This is a genomic window from Sphingomonas oligophenolica, assembly GCF_006438955.1.
Classification (GTDB): domain Bacteria; phylum Pseudomonadota; class Alphaproteobacteria; order Sphingomonadales; family Sphingomonadaceae; genus Sphingomonas; species Sphingomonas oligophenolica_A.
Genome location: NZ_RCZK01000006.1, coordinates 66,678 through 86,725 on the forward strand (window position 1 = coordinate 66,678; position 20,048 = coordinate 86,725).

Below are 20,048 nucleotides of genomic sequence, written 5' to 3' on the forward strand. Positions count from 1 at the left end.
GGTGATCTCGCCAAAAATAAACGGCTCCGGCGCGTCAGAACATCGCCTGCGCGGTCGGCTCCTTCAGCATCATCTGGCGCACCAGCGGGATCGGCGGTCCGCCATAGCTCAGGAACTCGTCGTGGAAAGCCTTGATTGGTGCCTGACCCGCGTGCGCCGCGGTCCAGTCCTCGCGCAGCTTCTTGATCATCAGCTTGCCCATCGTGTAGTTCAGATAGGCCGGGTCATACGTCCCGCGCGCTGCCTGCTGGCGAGCATTGCCCTCGTCCTGATAGCATTGTGTGACGAACATCTGCCGCGACTGTTCCTGGGTCATGCCGCGCGCGTGCAGCCCGATCGCGGACAGGAACCGGCAATCGCGCAGCAGCGCGTTGCTCAGCTGGCCGATATGCGTTTCGGGATCGCCGTTATCGAGCCCCGCATCCCACATCATCTCCTCGGCGTAATGCGCCCAGCCTTCGGCGAACGCGTAGCCGACGAACAGCCGCCCGATCTTGTATGGCGAGCGGTTGGCATGGAGGAACTGGACGAAATGCCCCGGCATCACCTCGTGGACCGAGGTGAACAGCAAATCCTTCTTGCCTGGCACGAACGCGTTCCGCGTCGCCTGGTCCCAGGCGGGATCGGGCGGCGAGATGTAATAGACCGACGGGATGCCCTTATCGAACGGCCCGGGGGGGTCGATATATGCGCTGTTCTGCCGGTTGTAGGGCGGGCTCTCCTCCACCTTGGCCTCTTCGGTGCCGGGGATCGTAACGAGATCCTTGTCGACCACAAATTGCCTCAGTTCGGGGATCTGCCGCCGCGCCTCGGCGACCGGGCCATCGGGCGCCTTGTTTGCGTTCATCTTCGCGATGCACGCCGGGATCGTCATGCCCTTGGCGAATTGCGCGCACGCCGCGACCAGCGCGTCCTGGTTGCGCTTGAGGTCGGCCTGCCCGACCTTTTCAAGCTCGTCGAGCGGGATGCCGACCGCCTCGGTCGCCGCCAGCATCCGCGAAAATCGGTCCGCCCCCAGCGCATAACCCTGCGTCGCGGTCTTGCGTTGGCCATCGAGCCAGGTGCCGAGACTCCGCATCGCATCGCTTGCCTGCTGCGCCGCGGTATCGAGCTGCGCCTGCAACTTGGCATCCTTCACGCCGGCGAACGCGGCCTTGGCATCGCCCGCATAATAATCCGCAAACCCGTTGAACCCCGCGACCCCGTAATTGACGAAGCTCAGCGGCATCGGCGTTTTCAGGTTCGCGCGGATATTCTTCGCCGCGGTCGGGATCAGCGTCATGAACGCGATCACCGCCTTCATCCGCGTCGGCGCATCGGCATAGGGCCGCGCGATATAGACGTTGGGATCGAGCCCGCCGCCGACATAATAGGCGGGATTGGTATGCGGCTGGTCGGCATCCTCGAGCCAGAACAATTTGCCCTGCGCGACCTTGACCAGATAATCGCGCTCGAACGTCTCCTTCGGGTTCAGGCTGTCGCCGAACCTGCCCGCGCGATCGATCGCCTGATGGAGGAATTCGGACTCGCGCTTCAGTCCCGCCGCGCTCCAATCGGGCAACTGCCCGTCGAAATCATGCCGCCCCTGGTACACCGCGTTGGCCGGATCGAGCTTGAACCACCCCTCGATGAAGCCGTCGCGGAACTGCACCCAGCCATCCTGCGGCGCGGGCGTAGGCGTCGCCGCCACCTGCTCGTTGCCCGCCACGTTGACCGAACACGCGCCGAGCGTTCCCGCCATCGCCGCCAGCGCTATCGCCGATACCGCACCCTTCAATCGCATTCGTCGCTCCCGATTCGTTGTCGTCGCCATGCTGGCAGTGCCGCGACCAATGCGCCACCCCGTCCACGCCCAATGAAATGGGGCCGATGGAACGCCGATGGCGGCATCGCGTTGATTGGGCGAACCCACCCGCAACCGAAGGCTTCCCCCCATGCCCATGATCAAAACCCGCGACGGCACCGATCTCTACGTCAAGGATTGGGGGTCGGGCCGCCCCGTCATTCTGATTCATGGCTGGCCGCTCAACGCGGATAGCTGGGACGCGCAGGCGATGGCGCTCGCACAGAGCGGCTTTCGCGCGATCGCCTATGATCGCCGCGGGTTCGGTCGGTCGGGCCAGCCGTGGAGCGGCTACGACTATGATACGATGACCGACGATCTGGCCGACGTCATGAGGGAAATGGGTGCGGACACCGACGCCACGCTGGTCGGCTTCTCGATGGGCGGCGGCGAGGTCGCGCGCTACATGAGCCGTCACGACGGCAAGGGCGTGGTCGCCGCGGCGCTCGTCTCCTCGGTCGTGCCCTACATGCTCAAGACCGATGACAATCCCGACGGCACCCCCGCCGAGGATCTGAAGGCTATCGGCGACGGGATCAAGCAGGACCGCTACGGCTTCTTCGAGTCGTTCTTCAAGGATTTCTACGGCGTCGGGATGCTCGATCACCCCGTTAGCCAGGCCCAGGTCGATTGGGCATGGTCGGCGCAGAATCAGGCCGGATTGAAGCCGATCCTCGAATGCGCGACCGCGTTCGCGATGACCGATTTCCGTCCCGATCTTCCCGCGTTCCGCGTTCCCACGCTGGTGGTTCACGGCACCGGCGACAAGACCGTCCCGATCGACGCAGCGGGCCGCGCCGCCGCCAAGGGCATCGCGCACAGCCAGCTCGTCGAATATGACGGCGCGCCCCACGGCCTCACCGCGACGCAGAGCGATCGCTTCACCAACGACCTGCTGACGTTCCTGGGGGCGAATGGTGCGATCAAGCAACGCCAGCCCGAAACGATGGAAGCCTAAGTAAGCGTATCCACCCCGGCGCACGCCGGGACCCAGTTGGAATGTTGCGGTAATCGGTCGCAGCGCGCGTCATTCTCGCTCACCAACTGGGCCCCGGCGTTCGCCGGGGTGGTGGTACCGCGCGCTTTCTTACTTCAGCGGAACGATCACCTCGTCTGGGTGGACGACGTTGAGCTCCTTGCGCGTCATTTCATCGACCATATCCGGGTTGGCATGGTCGGGGTCGAGCAACCGCACCCGGTTCTTTAGCGTCTCGCGCTGCTGCTCCAGCGCCGCATAGCTCTGCTCGCGCTTCGCCAACTTCCGCTTGTAATCGCCATAGGCCAGGATGCCATTGGGGCCGAGTACCGCATAGGCACCGAAAAACGCCATCAGAGTCAGCCCTAGCGCCGGCAGCGCCGCCTTGCGTAACGTCTTGCGAAAGGCCGAACCTCTGGACACGCCGCGCACCATCTACGCCTCCGACTCGCGGATCAAGCGCGAATAACGCTGCGGCCCGCGTAGCGCGCGGCATCACCCAATTGCTCCTCGATCCGGATCAACTGGTTGTACTTGGCGAGCCGGTCGGACCGCGCGAGGCTGCCCGTCTTGATCTGCCCGCAATTCGTCGCGACCGCCAAATCTGCGATCGTCGCATCCTCGGTCTCGCCCGAGCGATGGCTCATCACCGCGGTATAGCCCGCGCGGTTCGCCATCGACACCGCCGCCAGCGTTTCGCTGAGCGTCCCGATCTGGTTGACCTTGACGAGGATCGAATTGGCGACACCCTCGTCGATCCCGCGCTTCAGCCGCACCGGGTTGGTCACGAACAGATCGTCGCCCACGAGTTGCACCTTGTCGCCGATCAGCTCGGTGAGCGCCGTCCAGCCCTCCCAATCGTCCTCGGCCATCCCGTCCTCGATCGAAAAGATCGGATAGCGGCGGGTCAGGTCGGCGAGATAGTCGGCCATCGCGTGGCTATCGAGGCTCTTGCCCTCGCCCGCGATCTCGTACCTGCCGGCCTTGTAGAATTCGGTCGCCGCGCAATCGAGCGCGAGCATCACGTCGCCGCCGGGGGTGTATCCCGCCATCTCGATGCTCGCCATGATGAAATCGAGCGCGTCGCTGGTGCTCGCAATATTGGGCGCAAACCCGCCCTCGTCGCCGACCGAGGTCGCCAGCCCCTGGTCGCTCAGCCCCTTCTTCAGCGTGTGGAAAATCTCCGATCCGCACCGCACCGCCTCGGCGATCGTTTCGGCACCAACGGGGACGATCATGAATTCCTGGAAGTCGATCGGATTGTCGGCATGTTCGCCGCCATTGATGATGTTCATCATCGGCACCGGCAGGACGTGCGCGCTGACGCCCCCGACGTAGCGATACAGCGGCAGCCCACGCGAATCCGATGCCGCCTTGGCCGCCGCCAGGCTGACGCCGAGGATCGCGTTCGCGCCGAGCCGTGCCTTGTTTGCGGTCCCGTCGAGCGTAATCATCGCGGCGTCGAGGTCACCCTGGTCCTCGGCATCCATCCCCACGACGAGTTCGAAAATCTCGCCGTTCACCGCTTTGAGGGCCTGGTCGACACCCTTGCCGCCCCAGCGCGCCGCGTCGCCGTCGCGCTTTTCGACCGCCTCGTGCTTGCCGGTCGACGCGCCCGATGGCACCGCTGCCCGGCCGAAACTGCCATCCTCTAGCAGCACGTCGACCTCCACCGTCGGATTGCCCCGGCTGTCGATAATCTGGCGGCCGTGGATGTCGATTATTGCGGTCACGAAACGAAGCTCCTACCTGTGGGGCGCGGCGCCGCCTCTATCGCGATGCCGCCTGCGCCGCAACGGCGGCGCAAGGGAACAGCTTGCGCCGCAATCGTCGGCGCGAGGGAACCACCGCTCGGCAAGCGGGGTTGAAGAACCAGTACACTCACTAAGGGAATTGCCCATGGCCGATACCGACGCCACCCCGATGACCGATGCCGACACCACCGCCGCGTCCGGCACGCATCAGGCTGCCCCGCTGAAGGGTGCGACGATCAACGACGAAGGCGGCACGCTCAGCGCCAAGGCCGCCGAAGCGACTCAGGCGATCAAGGACGGTGCCTCGAAATACGGCGCGCAGGCGACCGACAAGGTCCGCAGCCTCGCCGATACCGGCAAGGCCAAGGCGGGCAGCGGCCTGAACCAGGTTTCCCGGCTGATCGACGACGCCGCAACCCAGGTCGACGAGCGCCTCGGCCAGCAATATGGCGACTACGCCCGTAGCGCCGCCAGCCAGCTCTCGGCGTTTTCGACCCAGATCGAACAGAAGGATGTCGAGGAACTGCTCGACGACGCGCGCGCGTTTGTCCGCAAGAGTCCTGGGGTCGCGATCGGCATCGCCGCCGCGGTGGGGTTCGCGCTGGCCCGCGTGATCCAGTCCGGCATCGATACCAACAAGGCCTGATCTTGCTCAACCGGGGACACGACAGCGACAGCGTGGGGACGCTGGTCGGCCAGTTGGTCGAGGACACCCGCGGTCTGGCGAAGGCGGAGATCGCGCTGGCGAAGGCGCGGCTCGGCGAGCGCGTCGCTGCGTATCGAACCGCTGTGGTGTTCTTCGTCGTCGCGGGCACGCTGGCGTTCGCCGCGCTGATCGCGTTGCTCGTCGGGATGATCCTGACGCTCGCGACGCTGGTCGGTCCCGGCTACGCGACCGCAATCGTAGTGGTCGGCGTGCTCGCTTTGGCAGGTGTGCTCGGGCTGATCGGCAAGAGTAAGCTCGCCAGGCCCGACCCGGAGACCGCGGCATGACCCATCCCGGTGATCGCCTCCTCGCCGCCCAGGCCGAAGCTGCTGAGCAACGCGATCGGGTAACCACCTCGATGCGGCTCCTCAAGGCCAAGCTCAGTCCCCGCCGGATCGCGAAACAGGCGATGGTCGATGCAACGATCGCGGGCGAATCCGCGGCGATCGCGGGCGTCGAGACCGCACGTCGCTATCCCGGCACTCTCACCGGGCTGGTCGCGGCGGCGGGGCTGTTCCTCGCGCGCCACCGCATCGCCCTGCTCTTTCGCCGTACCCCGCGCGGCGATCACGAAACCGACGCCGGTGATCTGAGTTGATCATCCGACGCCTGCTCAAAAGGATTTGATGATGACCAAGACCAAAGATCACGCCCAGGGCGCCGCCCACGACGCCGCGCGGCGCACCGCCGAGACGATCGAATCGAACCCCCTGGCGATCCTGGCGGGCGGTCTGGCGGTCGGCGCGCTCGTCGGTGCGCTGTTGCCCCGTTCGGAGCGCGAAAAGGAACTGCTCGCCCCGCTTGGCAAGGAACTGGGCGCGCGCGCCAGGGCCGCGACCGACGCCGCAAAGGATGCGGGCAAGAGCGAACTCGAAGAGTTGGGCCTGACCAAGGGTGCCGCGAAGGATCAGGCGAAATCGCTGTTCCAGGGCGTGGCCAGAGCGATCGGCAACGCGGGCACCGCAGCCGCGAAGCAGGCGACCACCAAGCCATAACGCTTCAACCCGCCGCCGAAGCGCGCTAGGGGCTCGCGCGAACACCCCATCCAGGAATTCGCATGAGCAAGCTCCACCTCGTCTTCGGCGGCCGCGTCAAGGACCCGCGCACCCTCGATTTCGCCGATCCGAAGAATCTCGACATCGTCGGCATCTTTCCCGACTATGCCAGCGCCGAAAAGGCATGGCGGTCCGTCGCGCAGCGCACGGTGGACGATGCCGAGATGAAGTTCGTCGTGGTGCACCTGCACCGCTTGCTCGAACCCGATGCGCTGACGCCGGAGAGCTAAGCCGACCGGCCTTCCAACCGGGAGGCCGCGGCGACTAGATGAATTCGATCTTCGACACCACGTAATAGCGGTCGCCCGCGGGCACCGACACTTCGACCTCGTCGTCGACCTTGCGCCCGATCAGCGCGCGGCCCATCGGCGAATTATACGAAATCCGGCCGCTCCTGGCGTTCGCCTCGGTCTGGCCGACGATCTGGTAGGTGATCGGCTTGTCGTCGTCGTCGCGCAGCGTCACCGTCGCGCCGAACACCACCTTGTCGCCCGACAGATCGAGCGGATCGATGATCTGCGCACGGCTCAGCTTGTCCTCGATATCGCTGATCGTGGCCTCGTTCTGGCCCTGCTGCTCCTTGGCGGCATGATATTCAGCGTTTTCGGACAAATCGCCGTGTGCGCGCGCTTCTTCGATCGCGTCGACGATCAGCGGCCGTTCCGCCTTCAGCCGTTTCAGCTCGGAAGTCAGCGTGTCATAGCCTTCCTGAAGCATCGGCATCTTATCGACGGTGGCCATATCTGTCCCTGTTCCCATTAATCGCGCCCCAAGCGGATCGTCACGATCCGCCGCACTCAATCATCCATGTGGGGGTCGGTTGTGCGATTGCGAATAATAGGATTGTAATGGCCGTACTTCAAGGGAGCGCGTCGGCGATGCCAGCGACTGTCCGATCGCTTTGGCCGCCTCGACGCTGGCGGGCGCGGTCGTAAAATACGGAATCTTCTGCGTCAGTGCTGCCGCGCGGATCGGTTGCGAATCCTTCAACGACTGCCACCCTTCGGTGGTGTTGAAGATCAACCCGACCTCGCCGTCCATGATCCGGTCGAGGATATGCGGCCGCCCCTGCGCCACCTTGTTGACCTTCTCCACCGCCAGCCCCGCGGTGGCGAGATAGTCCGCGGTGCCGCCGGTCGCAAGGACATGGAACCCGGCCGCGATCAACGATCGCACCGCGGGGACGATCTGCACCTTGTCGCCATCCTTGACGCTGACGAACGCGGTGCCCCCGGTCGGCAGGATCGTTCCCGCGCCGAGCTGCGACTTGGCGAACGCGGTGGTGAAATCGGGATCGATTCCCATCACTTCGCCGGTGCTCTTCATTTCCGGCGACAGCACCGGGTCGACCCCGGGGAAGCGATTGAACGGGAACACCGCCTCCTTCACCGCATAATAATCGATGTGCCGGTCGATCGCGGGCAAGTCCTTCAGCTTCTCGCCCGCCATCACCCGCGCCGCGATCTTCGCGATCGGGGCACCGATCGCCTTGGCGACGAACGGCACCGTTCGCGACGCGCGCGGATTGACCTCGATGAGGTAAACCTCGCCATCTTTTACCGCGAACTGGATGTTCATCAGCCCCACGACCGACAACGCGTGTGCCAGCGCCACCGTCTGCCGCTCGATCTCCGCGATCACCTCCGGGTTGAGCGAATACGGCGGGATCGAACACGCGCTGTCGCCCGAATGGACCCCCGCCTCCTCGATATGCTGGAGCACCCCCGCAACCACGACGTCCTCACCATCGCAGATCGCGTCGACATCGACCTCGATGGCGTCGCGCAGATATTGGTCGATCAGGACCGGCGAGTCGCCCGACACCTGGACCGCGGTCGCGATATAATGGTCGAGCTGCGCGGGGCCGTCGACGATTTCCATCGCGCGTCCCCCGAGCACGTAGCTCGGCCGCATCAGCACCGGATAGCCGATCCGCTCCGCCGCCGCGATCGCCTCGTCGCGGCTCCGCGCGAGGCCGTTGGCCGGCTGTTTGAGCCCCAGCTTGTTGACCAGCGCCGCAAACCGCTCGCGATCCTCGGCGAGGTCGATCGCGTCGGGCGAGGTGCCGAGGATCGGGATCCCCGCCTTCTCCAGCGCGCGCGCCAGATTGAGCGGGGTCTGCCCGCCGAACTGGACGATCACCCCGACCAATTCGCCGCTCTGCTGCTCGACATGGAGGATCTCGAGCACGTCCTCCGCGGTCAGCGGCTCGAAATACAGCCGATCGCTCGTGTCGTAATCGGTGCTCACCGTCTCCGGGTTGCAGTTCACCATGATCGTCTCATAGCCCGCGTCAGCGAGCGCGAAACACGCGTGGCAGCAGCAATAATCGAACTCGATCCCCTGCCCGATTCGATTCGGCCCGCCGCCCAGGATCACAACCTTGCGCCGGTCGGTCGGCTCGCTCTCGCATTCCGGCTCGCCGAAGGTCGGGGCTTCGTAGGTCGAATACATATACGGCGTCTTGGCGTCGAACTCGGCGGCGCAGGTGTCGATCCGCTTGAACACCGGGCGCACGCCCAGCTTCACGCGATGCGCGCGCACCTCGTCCTCGGTCACGCCCCCGGTCATTGCCTTGACAACCTCGTGGATCAGCCCGCTTCCCCTAGCGACGCCGCGCTCCATCCCGCGCAAATTCGCGGATTGCAGCGCCAGCCACGCCAGCCTTTTGTCGCTGAACCCCATCGCCTTCAGCCGCCGCATCCCCGGCGCGTCGATCGGCAGACCCTCCTTGCAGATCGTCACCTCCGCCGCGACGATCTCCTCGATTCGCTCGAGGAACCAGGGGTCGTATTTGGCGATGGCGTGGATCTCGGCGACCGTGAACCCTTCCCGAAGGGCTTGGGCCGCGACGAGCAGCCGATCGGGTGTCGCCACCGCGAGCGCCGCCTCGATCTCCGCCCGCGGCGCGCCGACGAGCCGGTCGACGGTGTTGAACCCGCTCAGCCCCGTCTCGAGCCCGCGGAGCGCCTTCTGCATCGATTCGTGGATGTTGCGCCCGATCGCCATGACCTCGCCGACCGACTTCATCGCGGTGCCGAGCACCTCTTCGGCGCCCTTGAACTTCTCGAACGCGAACCGCGGAATCTTGGTCACGACGTAATCGATCGTCGGCTCGAACGACGCCGGGGTCGCGCCGGTAATGTCGTTGGTGATCTCGTCGAGCGTATAGCCCACCGCCAGCTTAGCCGCGACCTTGGCGATCGGGAACCCCGTCGCCTTCGACGCCAGCGCCGAGGAGCGCGACACCCGCGGGTTCATCTCGATCACGACGAGCCGCCCGTCCTTCGGATTGACCGCGAACTGGACGTTGGAACCGCCTGTTTCGACACCGATTTCGCGCAACACCGCGATCGATGCGTTGCGCATGATCTGATATTCCTTGTCGGTCAGCGTCAGCGCGGGCGCGACGGTGATCGAATCGCCGGTATGGACCCCCATCGGATCGACATTCTCGATCGCACAGATGATGATGCAATTGTCCGCAGCGTCGCGGACCACCTCCATCTCATATTCCTTCCACCCGAGCAGCGATTCCTCGATCAGCACCTCGGTGGTCGGCGACGCGTCGAGCCCGTTGCGGACCATATCGACGAATTCGGACCGGTTATAGACGATCCCGCCCCCCGATCCGCCCATCGTGAAGGAGGGGCGGATGATCGCGGGCAGCCCCGTCACCTCGAGGCCCGCGAGCGCCTCCTCGACGGTATGCGCGATCGCAGAGCGGGCGCTGTTAAGCCCGATCTTGGTCATTGCGTCCTTGAACTTCAGCCGGTCCTCGGCCTTGTCGATCGCCTCGGCATCCGCGCCGATCATCTGCACGCCGTATTTCGCCAGCGTGCCATTTTCGAATAGCGCCAGCGCGGTGTTGAGCGCGGTCTGCCCACCCATCGTCGGCAGCACCGCGTCGGGCCGCTCCTTCTCGATGATCTTCGCGACGATCGCGGGCGTGATCGGCTCGACATAGGTCGCGTCGGCCAGCTCGGGATCGGTCATGATCGTCGCCGGGTTCGAATTGACCAAGACGATGCGATAGCCCTCCTCGCGGAGCGCCTTGATCGCCTGCGTCCCCGAATAATCGAACTCGCACGCCTGCCCGATCACGATCGGCCCCGCGCCGATCACGAGGATGGAGGAGATGTCGGTGCGTTTTGGCATTTCAAGAAACTACCGCGATAAGAATGGCTACCGCGATCGCAATCGCGGTTAGGATGACGCCCCACTTCGTCCAGTTAATCGGTGATTCTTCGTCTGGACGCGACGCGCGCTCTGAATACGAGCGATGGATTATGCCCGTGCCGGGATTGATTGTAGTCGATATATCGTGAGTGCGCTCTATCTCGTTTATGCCAACGCGGCTGATGCGATACCGAGTTGGCGATTGTGATATGCTTACCACGAGACCAGACTGGACGAGTGCGGCGATCGCGCCTTCGACCGCAAGCGGCTCTATTGGTGGTCGGAAACTTTCGGCAATCTCGGCCGCAGATAGCTCTGCTCTCGCTTCATCGATTTGATCGTGAAGCCGAAGCAACACCGATTTCTGATCAGCATCGGCAAGCATTACGGTTTCGGCTCCAGTGATCCCACAAACCGCTCGAACAAATACAAACTATCCTGCGGCCCCGGGCTCGCCTCGGGGTGATATTGCACGCTGAACGCGCGGCCACCGTCGATTTCGATCCCCGCGTTCGAACCGTCGAACAGCGACACGTGCGTCTCGGTGACGCCCGCGGGCAGGCTGTCACGCTCGACCGAAAAGCCGTGGTTCATGCTCGTGATCTCGACCGCGCCGTCGGACAGCCGCTTGACCGGATGATTGGCACCGCGATGCCCCTGGAACATCTTGGTCGTCGTCGCGCCCAGCGCGAGCCCGAGCAGCTGATGCCCCAGGCAAATCCCGAACAGCGGCAACTTGGTGTCGAGCAGCGCGCGGATCACCGGCACCGCATAGTCCGCGGTCGCCGCCGGATCGCCCGGGCCGTTCGACAGGAAAATCCCGTCGGGCTTCAACGCCATCACCTGTTCGAAACTCGCGGTGGCGGGGACGACGGACACCTGCGCGCCCGCCTCGACCAGGTTGCGGAAGATATTGTGTTTGCTGCCGTAATCGATCGCAACGACGTGGGGGCGGTTCAGCTGGCCACGTCCTTCGACAAGCTCAGGACGAACGGGGGTTAATAAGGCGCCCTGTCCCCCCTCTTCCGTTCGTCCTGAGCCTGTCGAAGGACCTGCCCTGGGCGCACCGCTCTCCCCATACCCGAACCCCAGCCGCCACACGCCGCCCGCGCGATCATCGCCCCACCCGCCGTGCGTTGCGCGCGTGACCTCCTTGGCAAGGTCCATCCCCTCGAGCCCCGGCCACGCCCGCGCCATTGCGAGCAGCGCCTCGACATCGAACACTCCATCGGGTGAATGCGCGATCACCCCATTGGGCGCGCCACCCGCCCTGATCCGCCGCGTCAGCGCGCGCGTATCGATCCCCGACAGCCCGATCCGCGCATGCCGCTGCATCCACCCGTCGAGCCGCTCGACCGCGCGGAAGCTCGACGGCGCGGTCACGTCCTCGCGCACGATCATGCCGAGCGCATGCGGCATGTCCGCCTCGACATCGTCGGGGTTCGCGCCGACATTGCCGATATGCGGGAAGGTGAAGGTGACGATCTGCCCCGCGAAGCTGGGATCGGTCATGATCTCCTGATAGCCCGTCATCGCGGTGTGGAAACACACCTCGCCGACTGCTTGCCCTTCCGCGCCGAAGCCCCGCCCCCACGCGATCTCGCCGTTCGCGAGGACGAGCACCCCGGTCGCTCCATTAGGCGCAGCACTATGATTGGCGTCGGCCATGGTCTGGCGGGCACTCCACTTGGGGTCAACGATGTCGCTAAGCCCCGCTCGCTAAGGACGCGCGCCGCTTGCGTCAATCTGATAAGGGCCTTTTCCATGATTCGAGATGACATCAAAGCCGCCCAGATCGCCGCCATGAAGGCCGGCGACAAGGACACCCGCAACGCGGTCAGCCTGATTCAAGCCGCGATCAAGAACCGCGACATCGAAGCGCGCACCGGGAAAGCCCCCGACGATGACGAGGCGCTCGTCGTCGAGGTGCTCCAGAAAATGGTCAAACAGCGCCGCGAATCGATCGAGATGTACGAAAAGGGCGGTCGCCAGGAACTCGCCGACGCCGAGAAAACCGAGGTCGCGGTCATCGAACGCTTCCTCCCCGCGCAATTGAGCGAGGCCGACACCACCGCCGCGATCGAGGCGATCAAGACCGAACTCGGCGCGACGGGCATGAAGGACATGGGCCGCGTCATGGCCGAACTAAAGGCGCGCCACGCCAGCGAACTCGACATGAGCAAGGCGAGCGGGCTGGTGAAGGCGGCGTTGAGCTAACGCCCTTCGAACAGGGGCATTCCTCTATCCCGTTCGTCCTGAGCTTGTCGAAGGACGTATCCAGCGCGAAACACTCGCCCGAATCGTTGGACCGTGGCATAGGTCGCGGATGGCGTTCTGGGCTTACCTTCTCCGTTGCGGCGACGGCAGCTTTTACGCGGGTCACTGCGATAATCTTGAGTCACGAATCGGCGCGCACCGTTCCGGGCGCGGGTCGGATTACACCGCGCGCCGCCAGCCGGTGTGGTTCGCCTGGGCACAGGATTTTCCATCCCGTCTGGAAGCGCTTGAGGCAGAGCGGCGAATCAAAGGCTGGTCGCACGCGAAGAAGGAGGCGCTGGTCGCGGGCGATTGGGAACGCCTGTCCCAATTGGCGCGGGCATGTGGGACACGTCCTTCGACAAGCTCAGGACGAACGGCTGGGGTGGATCCCACCGCTCCCTCCTACCAGGTTCGTGCTGAGCGTGTCGAAGCACGTGCCCCGAGCGAAATCCCCACCGCATGACCCTCACCCCCGCCTTCCTCGACGAACTGCGCGCACGCACGTCGCTGTCGGCGCTGATCGGCAAGACCACCAAGCTGCAGAAAGCGGGCCGCGAGATGCGCGGCTGCTGTCCGTTCCACAACGAAAAGACCCCATCGTTCTACGTCAACGACGACAAGGCGTTCTATCACTGCTTCGGCTGTAGCGCCCATGGCGACGCGATCCGCTGGATGACCGACCAGCGCGGGCTGCCCTTCATCGACGCGGTCAAGGAACTGGCGCAGGCTGCGGGACTCGAGATGCCCGCGATGGACCGCCAGTCCGCTGAACGCGCCGAGCGCGCCAAGGGCCTCCATGAGGCGATGGCCGACGCCGCGACCTGGTTCACCGAGCAACTCAACGGCCTCCCCGGTGCCGAGGCGCGCGCGCTGCTCGACCGCCGCGGGATCAAGCCGGAAACCGCGCGCGCCTTCGGGATGGGGTTCGCGCCCGACAGCCGCGGCAAATTGAAGGCCGCGCTCAAGGACTATGGCGACGCGATGCTCGTCGAATCGGGGATGCTGATCCAGGTGGAGGGGAAAGAGCCCTATGATCGGTTCCGCGGGCGCCTGATGATCCCGATCCGCGACGCGCGCGGCCGCACCATCGCGTTCGGCGGGCGGATCATGGATCAGGGCGAGCCCAAATACCTGAATTCTCCCGACACCCCGCTCTTCGACAAGGGCCGCACGCTCTACAACCTCGACCAGGCCGCCCCCGCCAGCCGCAAGGCGGGGCGCGTGCTCGTGGTCGAAGGCTATATGGACGTCATCGCGCTCGCGCAGGCGGGGATCGCGGAGGCGGTCGCGCCGCTCGGCACCGCGCTGACCGAGGCACAGCTCGAGCGATTGTGGCGGATGGTCGACGTCCCCATCCTCTGCTTCGACGGCGACAGCGCGGGACAGAAGGCGGCGCTGAGGGCGGCCCACCGCGCGCTGCCGATGCTCAGCCCCGGCAAAAGCCTCGCGTTCGTGACCTTGCCGCCGGGGCAGGACCCCGACGACCTCGTCAAGGCGGGCGGCCGACCGGCGATGGAGGCGCTGCTGAAGGCGACCGAACCGCTGGTCGATCGGCTCTGGTCGAGCGAATACGCCGCCGAGGCGCTCGACACCCCCGAACAGCGTGCCGGGCTGAAACAGCGGCTGATGGAGCTGGCCTCAACGATCGCCGATCAGTCGGTCCGGGTCGAATATGAACGCGATTTCCGCCGCCGCCTCGACCAACAATTCGCGCCGCAGCGCCGCCCCTTCGTGCCGTTCCAGAAACGATCCGGCCCGTGGAAGCCGCCGATCGCGCCGATCACCCAGGATACAAAGGAGTTTCATGCAAGCGGAATAGACCGCGTGTTGGCAAAGGCGATTTTGGCTGGGCTCATTCGTCATCCGACCGAAATTGCACGACATATGGAGGTGCTGGGCAGCTTACGCCTTATCGATGGTGCATTCGGGCGACTTTTCGAGGCGGTCATTGATGTAGCGTTGGAAGATCAAGCGCTTGATAGCGTCCGATTGCGCACCATATTGGCCAAATCTGGGTTCGATTCGATCGCTAGCGATCTGATGAGAGCCGACACCATGCCCTACACGTTCACGCAGGAAGCAGGCGATCCAGACCGTTCGCGCGCCGATTTAGACGAAGCAATCTCGATCATGATCGCGGCACCGGAAGTCTCGGCGGCTCTGGCGATGATAGACCGGGAGGAAGCGACGGTCTGCGCGGATGCGTTCGAACGGCAAGTGGCATTGGTGAGAGAGAAACAGGCGTTGGAGGATCGGCTTGCAAATCTATGTCAAGCGAACGAAGACGCCCGAGCATTCGGATCCGAGGGTAATTGATGGCTAAGGCGACTATGGCGGCGGACACAGCTGAAGCACCGGACACGGGCGATGCGCCGCTGATCGATCTGAACGACGCGTCGGTCAAGAAGGTGATCGCCCGTGCGAAGAAGCGCGGCTACATCACCTATGACCAGCTCAACGAGGCATTGCCGCAGGGCGAGATGTCGTCCGACCAGATCGAGGACATGACCTCGGCGCTGTCGGAAATGGGCATCAACATCGTCGAGAACGACGAAGCGGGCGAGGACGGCGACGAGGCCGAGCCGCAACCCGAGGACGAGGTCGAGACCGTCGACGCCGATCAGGGCACCGCGCCGGCGCCCGAGGTGAAGAAGAAGGAGACGGTCGATCGCACCGACGATCCCGTCCGAATGTACCTGCGCGAGATGGGCGCGGTCGAACTGCTCAGCCGCGAGGGCGAGATCGCGATCGCCAAGCGGATCGAGGCCGGTCGCGACACGATGATCCTCGGCCTGTGCGAATCGCCGATCACCTTCACCTCGATCATCGATTGGTCGACCGCGCTCAACGAAGGCACGATGCAGCTGCGCGAGATCCTCGATCTCGACGCGATGCTCTCGAAGGGGCCATCCCCAGAACAGGTCGAAAACGCCGACGAGGATGACGGCGAGATCAGCGAAAAGAACGCCGGGACCAGCTTTAAGGAAGAAGAAGACGTCAAGGAGGAGGCCTCGGCCGACGAGGACGAGGACGACATGACCGAACGGCGCACCCCGCGCCCGTCCGACGACGAGGAGGAGGACAACACCCTCAGCCTCGCGCAGATGGAGGAGCAGCTCAAGCCGATCGCGCTCGAACGCTTCGCCAGCATCACCGCGCTCTACAAGAAATTCAGCAAGGTCCAGCACAGCCGACTCGACGCGATGAGCGCGGGCGGCGAGCTGTCGGCGGCTGAGGAACGCAAATACCAGAAGCTGCGCGAAGACCTCACCGCCGAGGTCGAGAGTGTCCAGTTCCACAACGCCAAGATCGAATTCCTGGTCGACCAGCTCTATGCGTACAACCGGCGCCTGACCGCGCTCGGTGGCCAGATGCTGCGGCTTGCCGAACGCCATAAGGTCAGTCGCAAGGATTTCCTCGACCGCTATATCGGCAACGAACTCGACGAAAGCTGGCTCGCGTCGGTCAAGTCGCTCGACAAGAAATGGACCGCGTTCGTCACCAACGAGGCCGAGGCGGTCGATCGTATCCGCGTCGAGATCGCCGAAATCAGCCAGCAAACCGGCATGGCGCTCGGCGAATTCCGCCGCATCGTCAACATGGTCCAGAAGGCCGAGCGCGAAGCGCGGATCGCCAAGAAGGAAATGGTCGAGGCGAACCTGCGCCTCGTCATCTCGATCGCGAAGAAATACACCAACCGCGGGCTGCAGTTCCTCGATCTCATCCAGGAAGGCAACATCGGCCTGATGAAGGCGGTCGACAAGTTCGAATACCGCCGCGGCTATAAGTTCAGCACCTATGCGACCTGGTGGATCCGCCAGGCGATCACGCGCAGCATCGCGGATCAGGCTCGCACGATCCGCATTCCCGTCCACATGATCGAAACGATCAACAAGCTGGTTCGCACCAGCCGCCAGTTCCTCCACGAGCAGGGCCGCGAGCCCACTCCAGAAGAAATGGCAGAAAGACTCTCCATGCCCTTGGAAAAGGTGCGGAAAGTCATGAAGATCGCCAAGGAGCCGATCAGCCTCGAAACGCCGATCGGCGACGAGGAGGATAGTCACCTCGGCGATTTCATCGAGGACAAGAACGCGGTGATCCCGGTCGATGCCGCGATCCAGGCCAACCTCAAGGAAACCGTCACGCGGGTGCTGGCGTCGCTCACCCCACGCGAGGAACGCGTGCTGCGGATGCGCTTCGGGATCGGCATGAACACCGACCACACGCTCGAGGAAGTCGGCCAGCAGTTCTCGGTCACGCGCGAGCGCATCCGCCAGATCGAAGCGAAGGCGCTGCGCAAGCTCAAGCATCCCAGCCGCAGCCGCAAGATGCGCAGCTTCCTCGACCAATAGGCCGTTCACCGGCGACCGCCGGGTTCCAGTCGGCAACCGCAAGGTTACCGCAGCGGCGTCTCGTCCCAGGCTGGGACGCGCGTGACGGACGGGTGGAAACTTAACGCGCGTTGCCGCATCGTCCCAATGACATCAGGAGATATCGTTGGCCGATCGCCTATCCAATCAGCGGCTGCGCATCGTCGCGGGGCTCGTCTTCGCGACCCCGCTAGTCGCGCTGCCGCTCTTCGCCGCGGTCCACAACATGCCCGCCCGCGCCAGTACGCCCCGCGCCTCGATCGCGCGCGCCGTGCCGCCTCGCGCCGCGAGGCGATCGTCGCCCGCGGCGACGCCTTCCGCGACGTCAAGCGCCACCACGAAAACGCCGGTCGACGATCGCTTCGTCGTCAAGCACATCCTCGATACCGGCGGGCCGATCCCCTACGGCACCTATTTCTGGGACACGACCGGCGCGCCTGCCGGGCCGATCGTGATCACCGTCGACCTCGGCGCCGAAACCTTGTCGGTGTTCCGCAACGGGTACGAGATCGGCACCGCCGCGATCATCTTCGGCGCCAAGGGCATGGACACCCCGCTCGGCACCTTCCCGATCACGCAGAAGGACGCCGACCATATCTCGAACCTCTACGACGCGCCGATGCCGTACATGCTGCGGCTGACCAACGACGGGGTGTCGATCCACGGCAGCGAGATCAAATACGAAAATGCGACCCACGGCTGTATCGGCATCCCGCTCGGCCTCGCCAGGAAGCTGTTCGGGGTGGTCAAGCTCGGCGACAAGGTCATCGTGACCAAGGACAAGATGATCGGCGTCGGCCAATCGATCGTCGCGCGCTAGCAACGTCTCAGTGCGGCGCGAGTCCGATCTCGACGCCGGTCTTGTCATGCAACGCGAACTTGTCGACCAGATCCGCACTCGCGCGGTTGTAGCCGATCACCTCGACCGCGACGTCTTCTCGCCGTAACGTGGCGACGATCTTGTCGAGCGCACCCACCGCCGAAATGTCCCAGAAATGCGCCGCGGTCACGTCGATCACGACCTGCCGCGCATCGCCGCGTCGCCGATCGAATTCGCGCGTGAACCGGTCGACCGAGGCGAAGAATAACTGCCCCGTGACGCGATAAATCGCGGTCTCGCCGTCCTGCACACGTTCGACCGCAAACATCCGCCGCACCTTCCCCGCGAAGAAAATCCCGGACAGCAGCACGCCGGTCAGCACCCCCTTGGCCAGATCGTGCGCCGCGACCACGACGACCACCGTCGCCAGCATCACCAGTGACGACGGCCAGGGGTGGCGGCGCAGGTTCGGGATCGAATTCCAGCTGAACGTTCCGATCGATACCATGATCATCACCGCGACCAGCGCGGGCATCGGCACCCGCCCCACGAACGGGCCGAGCACCGCGAGCAGGAACAACAGGAACGCACCCGCGGTAAAGGTCGACAGCCGCCCGCGCCCGCCGCTGGTGACGTTGATCACCGACTGGCCGATCATCGCGCATCCACCCATGCCCCCGACCAGCGCGGCGACGATGTTCGCGCCGCCCTGCCCCGCGCATTCGCGGCGCTTGTCGCTGTCGGTGTGGGTCATGTCGTCGACGATCTGCGCGGTCAGCAGCGATTCTAACAGCCCGACCGCGGCCATCGTCAGCGAATAGGGCGCGATGATCCTGAGCGTATCCCACGTCAGCGGTACGTTGGGCAGGACGATGCTGGGGAGCCCTTGCGGCAGCTTGCCCATGTCGCCGACGGTGTTGACGTGCGCGCCCACCCCGATGCTGATCGCGGTCAGCACCAGGATGGCGACCAGCGGCGATGGCACCGCCTTCGACACCCGCGGAAACAGATAGATCACCGCCAGCCCGCCCGCGACCATCGCATAGGTCTCCCAGCCGACTTGCGTCAGCTGCGGCAGTTGCGCCATGAAGATCAGGATCGCGAGCGCGTTGACGAACCCGGTGATCACCGATCGCGACACGAATTGCATCGCCAGGTCGAGCCGCGCGAGCCCCGCCAGCACCTGGATCAATCCCATCAGGATCGTCGCGGCGAACAAATATTCGACGCCATGGTCACGCACCAGCGGCACCACGACGACCGCCACCGCAGCGGTGGCCCCGGAGATCATGCCGGGCCGCCCGCCGGTGAACGAAATCACCATCGCGATCGCGACCGAGGCGTACAGCCCGACGCGTGGATCGACACCCGCGATGATCGAAAAACCAATCGCCTCGGGGATCAGCGCGAGCGCGACGACGATTCCGGCAAGGATGTCGACACGCGGGTTCGAGAGCCAGTCGCGGCGAAGCGTGGCGGATAGTGTCATGGGAAGGTCCAGATCGTGGTGCGGGACAACGCCCGCATGGTCCCGGGGATAGGCGCCGGGCCGAGCCACCCGCTCGAGCGGGTCCGTCGTATCATGCTGCATCGCAGTAATAGCAGTAAAAAGCAACCCGCAGTGGCCTCACGCAAAAAGGGCGCCGCAGCATCCGCTCCGGCACCCCGTTCGCATCGCCTCAGGCGAAGATCACTCCGCCGGGGCGGGTGCGTTCTTCGGGGGACGCGGGTCGCGACGCTCGGCGATCCGGGCCGACTTGCCGGTCCGGCCACGCAGATAATAGAGCTTCGCCCGCCGCACCGCGCCCTTACGGACGACGACGATCGATTCGACATTGGGCGAATAGAGCGGGAAGACGCGCTCGACGCCTTCGCCGAAGCTCATCTTGCGGACCGTGAAGCAGCTGCCCATCCCGCGGTTCGAACGCGCGATGCACACCCCTTCGTAATTCTGGACGCGCGTGCGCTCGCCTTCGACAACCTTCACGCCGACCTTCAGCGTATCGCCGGGGCGGAATTCGGGGATGCTCTTGGTCTCGTGGAATTTGGCGATCTGCTCGGCTTCGAGCGTCTGGATCAGGTTCAC

20 protein-coding genes and 1 other annotated feature are annotated in these 20,048 nt (G+C 64.8%); of the genes, 11 read left to right on the top strand and 9 right to left on the bottom strand.

Annotated features, from left to right (window positions below; all coding sequences use genetic code 11):
* Positions 1 to 34: 34 nt before the first annotated feature.
* Entirely contained in the window at positions 35 to 1,783 is a 1,749-nt protein-coding gene (locus EAH84_RS09060; RefSeq protein ID WP_140870925.1) for a DUF885 domain-containing protein, read from the bottom strand.
* Positions 1,784 to 1,934: 151 nt separating this feature from the next.
* On the opposite strand from EAH84_RS09060, the gene EAH84_RS09065 reads away from it, so the two are divergent.
* The gene (locus EAH84_RS09065; RefSeq protein ID WP_140870928.1) at positions 1,935 to 2,801 is read left to right on the top strand and encodes an alpha/beta fold hydrolase; all 867 of its coding nucleotides are present in this window, start codon (positions 1,935 to 1,937) and stop codon (positions 2,799 to 2,801) included.
* 129 nt (positions 2,802 to 2,930) lie between these two features.
* On the opposite strand, the gene EAH84_RS09070 is transcribed toward EAH84_RS09065, so the two are convergent.
* Together EAH84_RS09070 and eno are read right to left on the bottom strand one after the other, a co-directional pair.
* Positions 2,931 to 3,254: an FtsB family cell division protein gene (locus EAH84_RS09070; RefSeq protein ID WP_241656524.1), complete on the bottom strand. Its 324-nt coding sequence runs from the start codon at positions 3,252 to 3,254 to the stop codon at positions 2,931 to 2,933.
* Positions 3,255 to 3,274: 20 nt separating this feature from the next.
* A complete protein-coding gene (eno, locus tag EAH84_RS09075; RefSeq protein ID WP_140870931.1) occupies positions 3,275 to 4,552 on the bottom strand; it encodes a phosphopyruvate hydratase in 1,278 nt (425 codons plus the stop codon).
* A gap of 166 nt (positions 4,553 to 4,718) precedes the next feature.
* Here eno and EAH84_RS09080 point away from each other — a divergent pair, with 166 nt between their 5' ends.
* From EAH84_RS09080 to EAH84_RS09100, 5 genes are all read left to right on the top strand, one after another.
* Positions 4,719 to 5,219 (top strand): hypothetical protein, encoded by a 501-nt coding sequence (locus tag EAH84_RS09080; protein WP_140870934.1) that lies wholly within the window; start codon positions 4,719 to 4,721, stop codon positions 5,217 to 5,219.
* A 2-nt stretch (positions 5,220 to 5,221) separates the two neighbouring features.
* Positions 5,222 to 5,566: a phage holin family protein gene (locus EAH84_RS09085; protein WP_241656525.1), complete on the top strand. Its 345-nt coding sequence runs from the start codon at positions 5,222 to 5,224 to the stop codon at positions 5,564 to 5,566.
* Positions 5,563 to 5,877, top strand: coding sequence for a phosphatase (locus EAH84_RS09090; protein ID WP_140870939.1), 315 nt, complete (start codon positions 5,563 to 5,565; stop codon positions 5,875 to 5,877). The genes EAH84_RS09085 and EAH84_RS09090 overlap by 4 nt, the downstream gene beginning before the upstream one ends.
* A 31-nt stretch (positions 5,878 to 5,908) precedes the next feature.
* On the top strand, positions 5,909 to 6,274 hold the full coding sequence (locus EAH84_RS09095; RefSeq protein ID WP_140870962.1) for a hypothetical protein: 366 nt from the start codon (positions 5,909 to 5,911) through the stop codon (positions 6,272 to 6,274).
* Between the two features lie 62 nt (positions 6,275 to 6,336).
* Positions 6,337 to 6,564 (top strand): DUF4170 domain-containing protein, encoded by a 228-nt coding sequence (locus EAH84_RS09100; protein WP_140870966.1) that lies wholly within the window; start codon positions 6,337 to 6,339, stop codon positions 6,562 to 6,564.
* A 34-nt stretch (positions 6,565 to 6,598) separates the two neighbouring features.
* Here EAH84_RS09100 and greA read toward each other — a convergent pair whose 3' ends face one another.
* Genes greA through carA form a run of 4 tightly spaced genes read right to left on the bottom strand, consistent with a single transcriptional unit; the run spans position 6,599 to position 12,181 of the window.
* The gene (gene greA, locus EAH84_RS09105; protein WP_140870970.1) at positions 6,599 to 7,075 is read right to left on the bottom strand and encodes a transcription elongation factor GreA; all 477 of its coding nucleotides are present in this window, start codon (positions 7,073 to 7,075) and stop codon (positions 6,599 to 6,601) included.
* Between the two features lie 60 nt (positions 7,076 to 7,135).
* Positions 7,136 to 10,492 carry a carbamoyl-phosphate synthase large subunit gene (gene carB / locus EAH84_RS09110; RefSeq protein WP_140870976.1) on the bottom strand — a complete coding sequence of 1,119 codons (3,357 nt, stop codon included), beginning with the start codon at positions 10,490 to 10,492 and terminating at the stop codon, positions 7,136 to 7,138.
* Between the two features lies 1 nt (position 10,493).
* Positions 10,494 to 10,898, bottom strand: coding sequence for a hypothetical protein (locus EAH84_RS09115; RefSeq protein WP_140870979.1), 405 nt, complete (start codon positions 10,896 to 10,898; stop codon positions 10,494 to 10,496).
* Positions 10,898 to 12,181: a glutamine-hydrolyzing carbamoyl-phosphate synthase small subunit gene (gene carA, locus EAH84_RS09120; RefSeq protein ID WP_140870982.1), complete on the bottom strand. Its 1,284-nt coding sequence runs from the start codon at positions 12,179 to 12,181 to the stop codon at positions 10,898 to 10,900. The genes EAH84_RS09115 and carA overlap by 1 nt, the downstream gene beginning before the upstream one ends.
* A gap of 96 nt (positions 12,182 to 12,277) precedes the next feature.
* On the opposite strand from carA, the gene EAH84_RS09125 reads away from it, so the two are divergent.
* From EAH84_RS09125 to EAH84_RS09145, 5 genes are all read left to right on the top strand, one after another.
* The gene (locus EAH84_RS09125; RefSeq protein ID WP_140870987.1) at positions 12,278 to 12,730 is read left to right on the top strand and encodes a GatB/YqeY domain-containing protein; all 453 of its coding nucleotides are present in this window, start codon (positions 12,278 to 12,280) and stop codon (positions 12,728 to 12,730) included.
* 109 nt (positions 12,731 to 12,839) lie between these two features.
* Positions 12,840 to 13,235 carry a GIY-YIG nuclease family protein gene (locus tag EAH84_RS09130; RefSeq protein WP_140870990.1) on the top strand — a complete coding sequence of 132 codons (396 nt, stop codon included), beginning with the start codon at positions 12,840 to 12,842 and terminating at the stop codon, positions 13,233 to 13,235.
* Positions 13,232 to 15,088 carry a DNA primase gene (dnaG, locus tag EAH84_RS09135; RefSeq protein WP_140870993.1) on the top strand — a complete coding sequence of 619 codons (1,857 nt, stop codon included), beginning with the start codon at positions 13,232 to 13,234 and terminating at the stop codon, positions 15,086 to 15,088. Before EAH84_RS09130 ends, dnaG begins: the two co-directional genes overlap by 4 nt.
* Entirely contained in the window at positions 15,088 to 17,124 is a 2,037-nt protein-coding gene (gene rpoD, locus EAH84_RS09140) for an RNA polymerase sigma factor RpoD (RefSeq protein ID WP_140870996.1), read from the top strand. Before dnaG ends, rpoD begins: the two co-directional genes overlap by 1 nt.
* Positions 17,125 to 17,269: 145 nt before the next feature.
* Positions 17,270 to 17,962, top strand: coding sequence for a L,D-transpeptidase family protein (locus EAH84_RS09145; RefSeq protein ID WP_241656526.1), 693 nt, complete (start codon positions 17,270 to 17,272; stop codon positions 17,960 to 17,962).
* Between the two features lie 7 nt (positions 17,963 to 17,969).
* On the opposite strand, the gene EAH84_RS09150 is transcribed toward EAH84_RS09145, so the two are convergent.
* Both EAH84_RS09150 and rplS read right to left on the bottom strand, forming a co-directional pair.
* A complete protein-coding gene (locus EAH84_RS09150) occupies positions 17,970 to 19,451 on the bottom strand; it encodes a SulP family inorganic anion transporter (protein WP_140870999.1) in 1,482 nt (493 codons plus the stop codon).
* A 35-nt stretch (positions 19,452 to 19,486) separates the two neighbouring features.
* Positions 19,487 to 19,539 (bottom strand) — a sequence feature (sul1 is cis-regulatory element that is thought to sense ions involved in sulfur or methionine metabolism; They are found in Alphaproteobacteria).
* Positions 19,540 to 19,652: 113 nt separating this feature from the next.
* On the bottom strand, positions 19,653 to 20,048 hold the full coding sequence (gene rplS, locus EAH84_RS09155; protein WP_140871001.1) for a 50S ribosomal protein L19: 396 nt from the start codon (positions 20,046 to 20,048) through the stop codon (positions 19,653 to 19,655).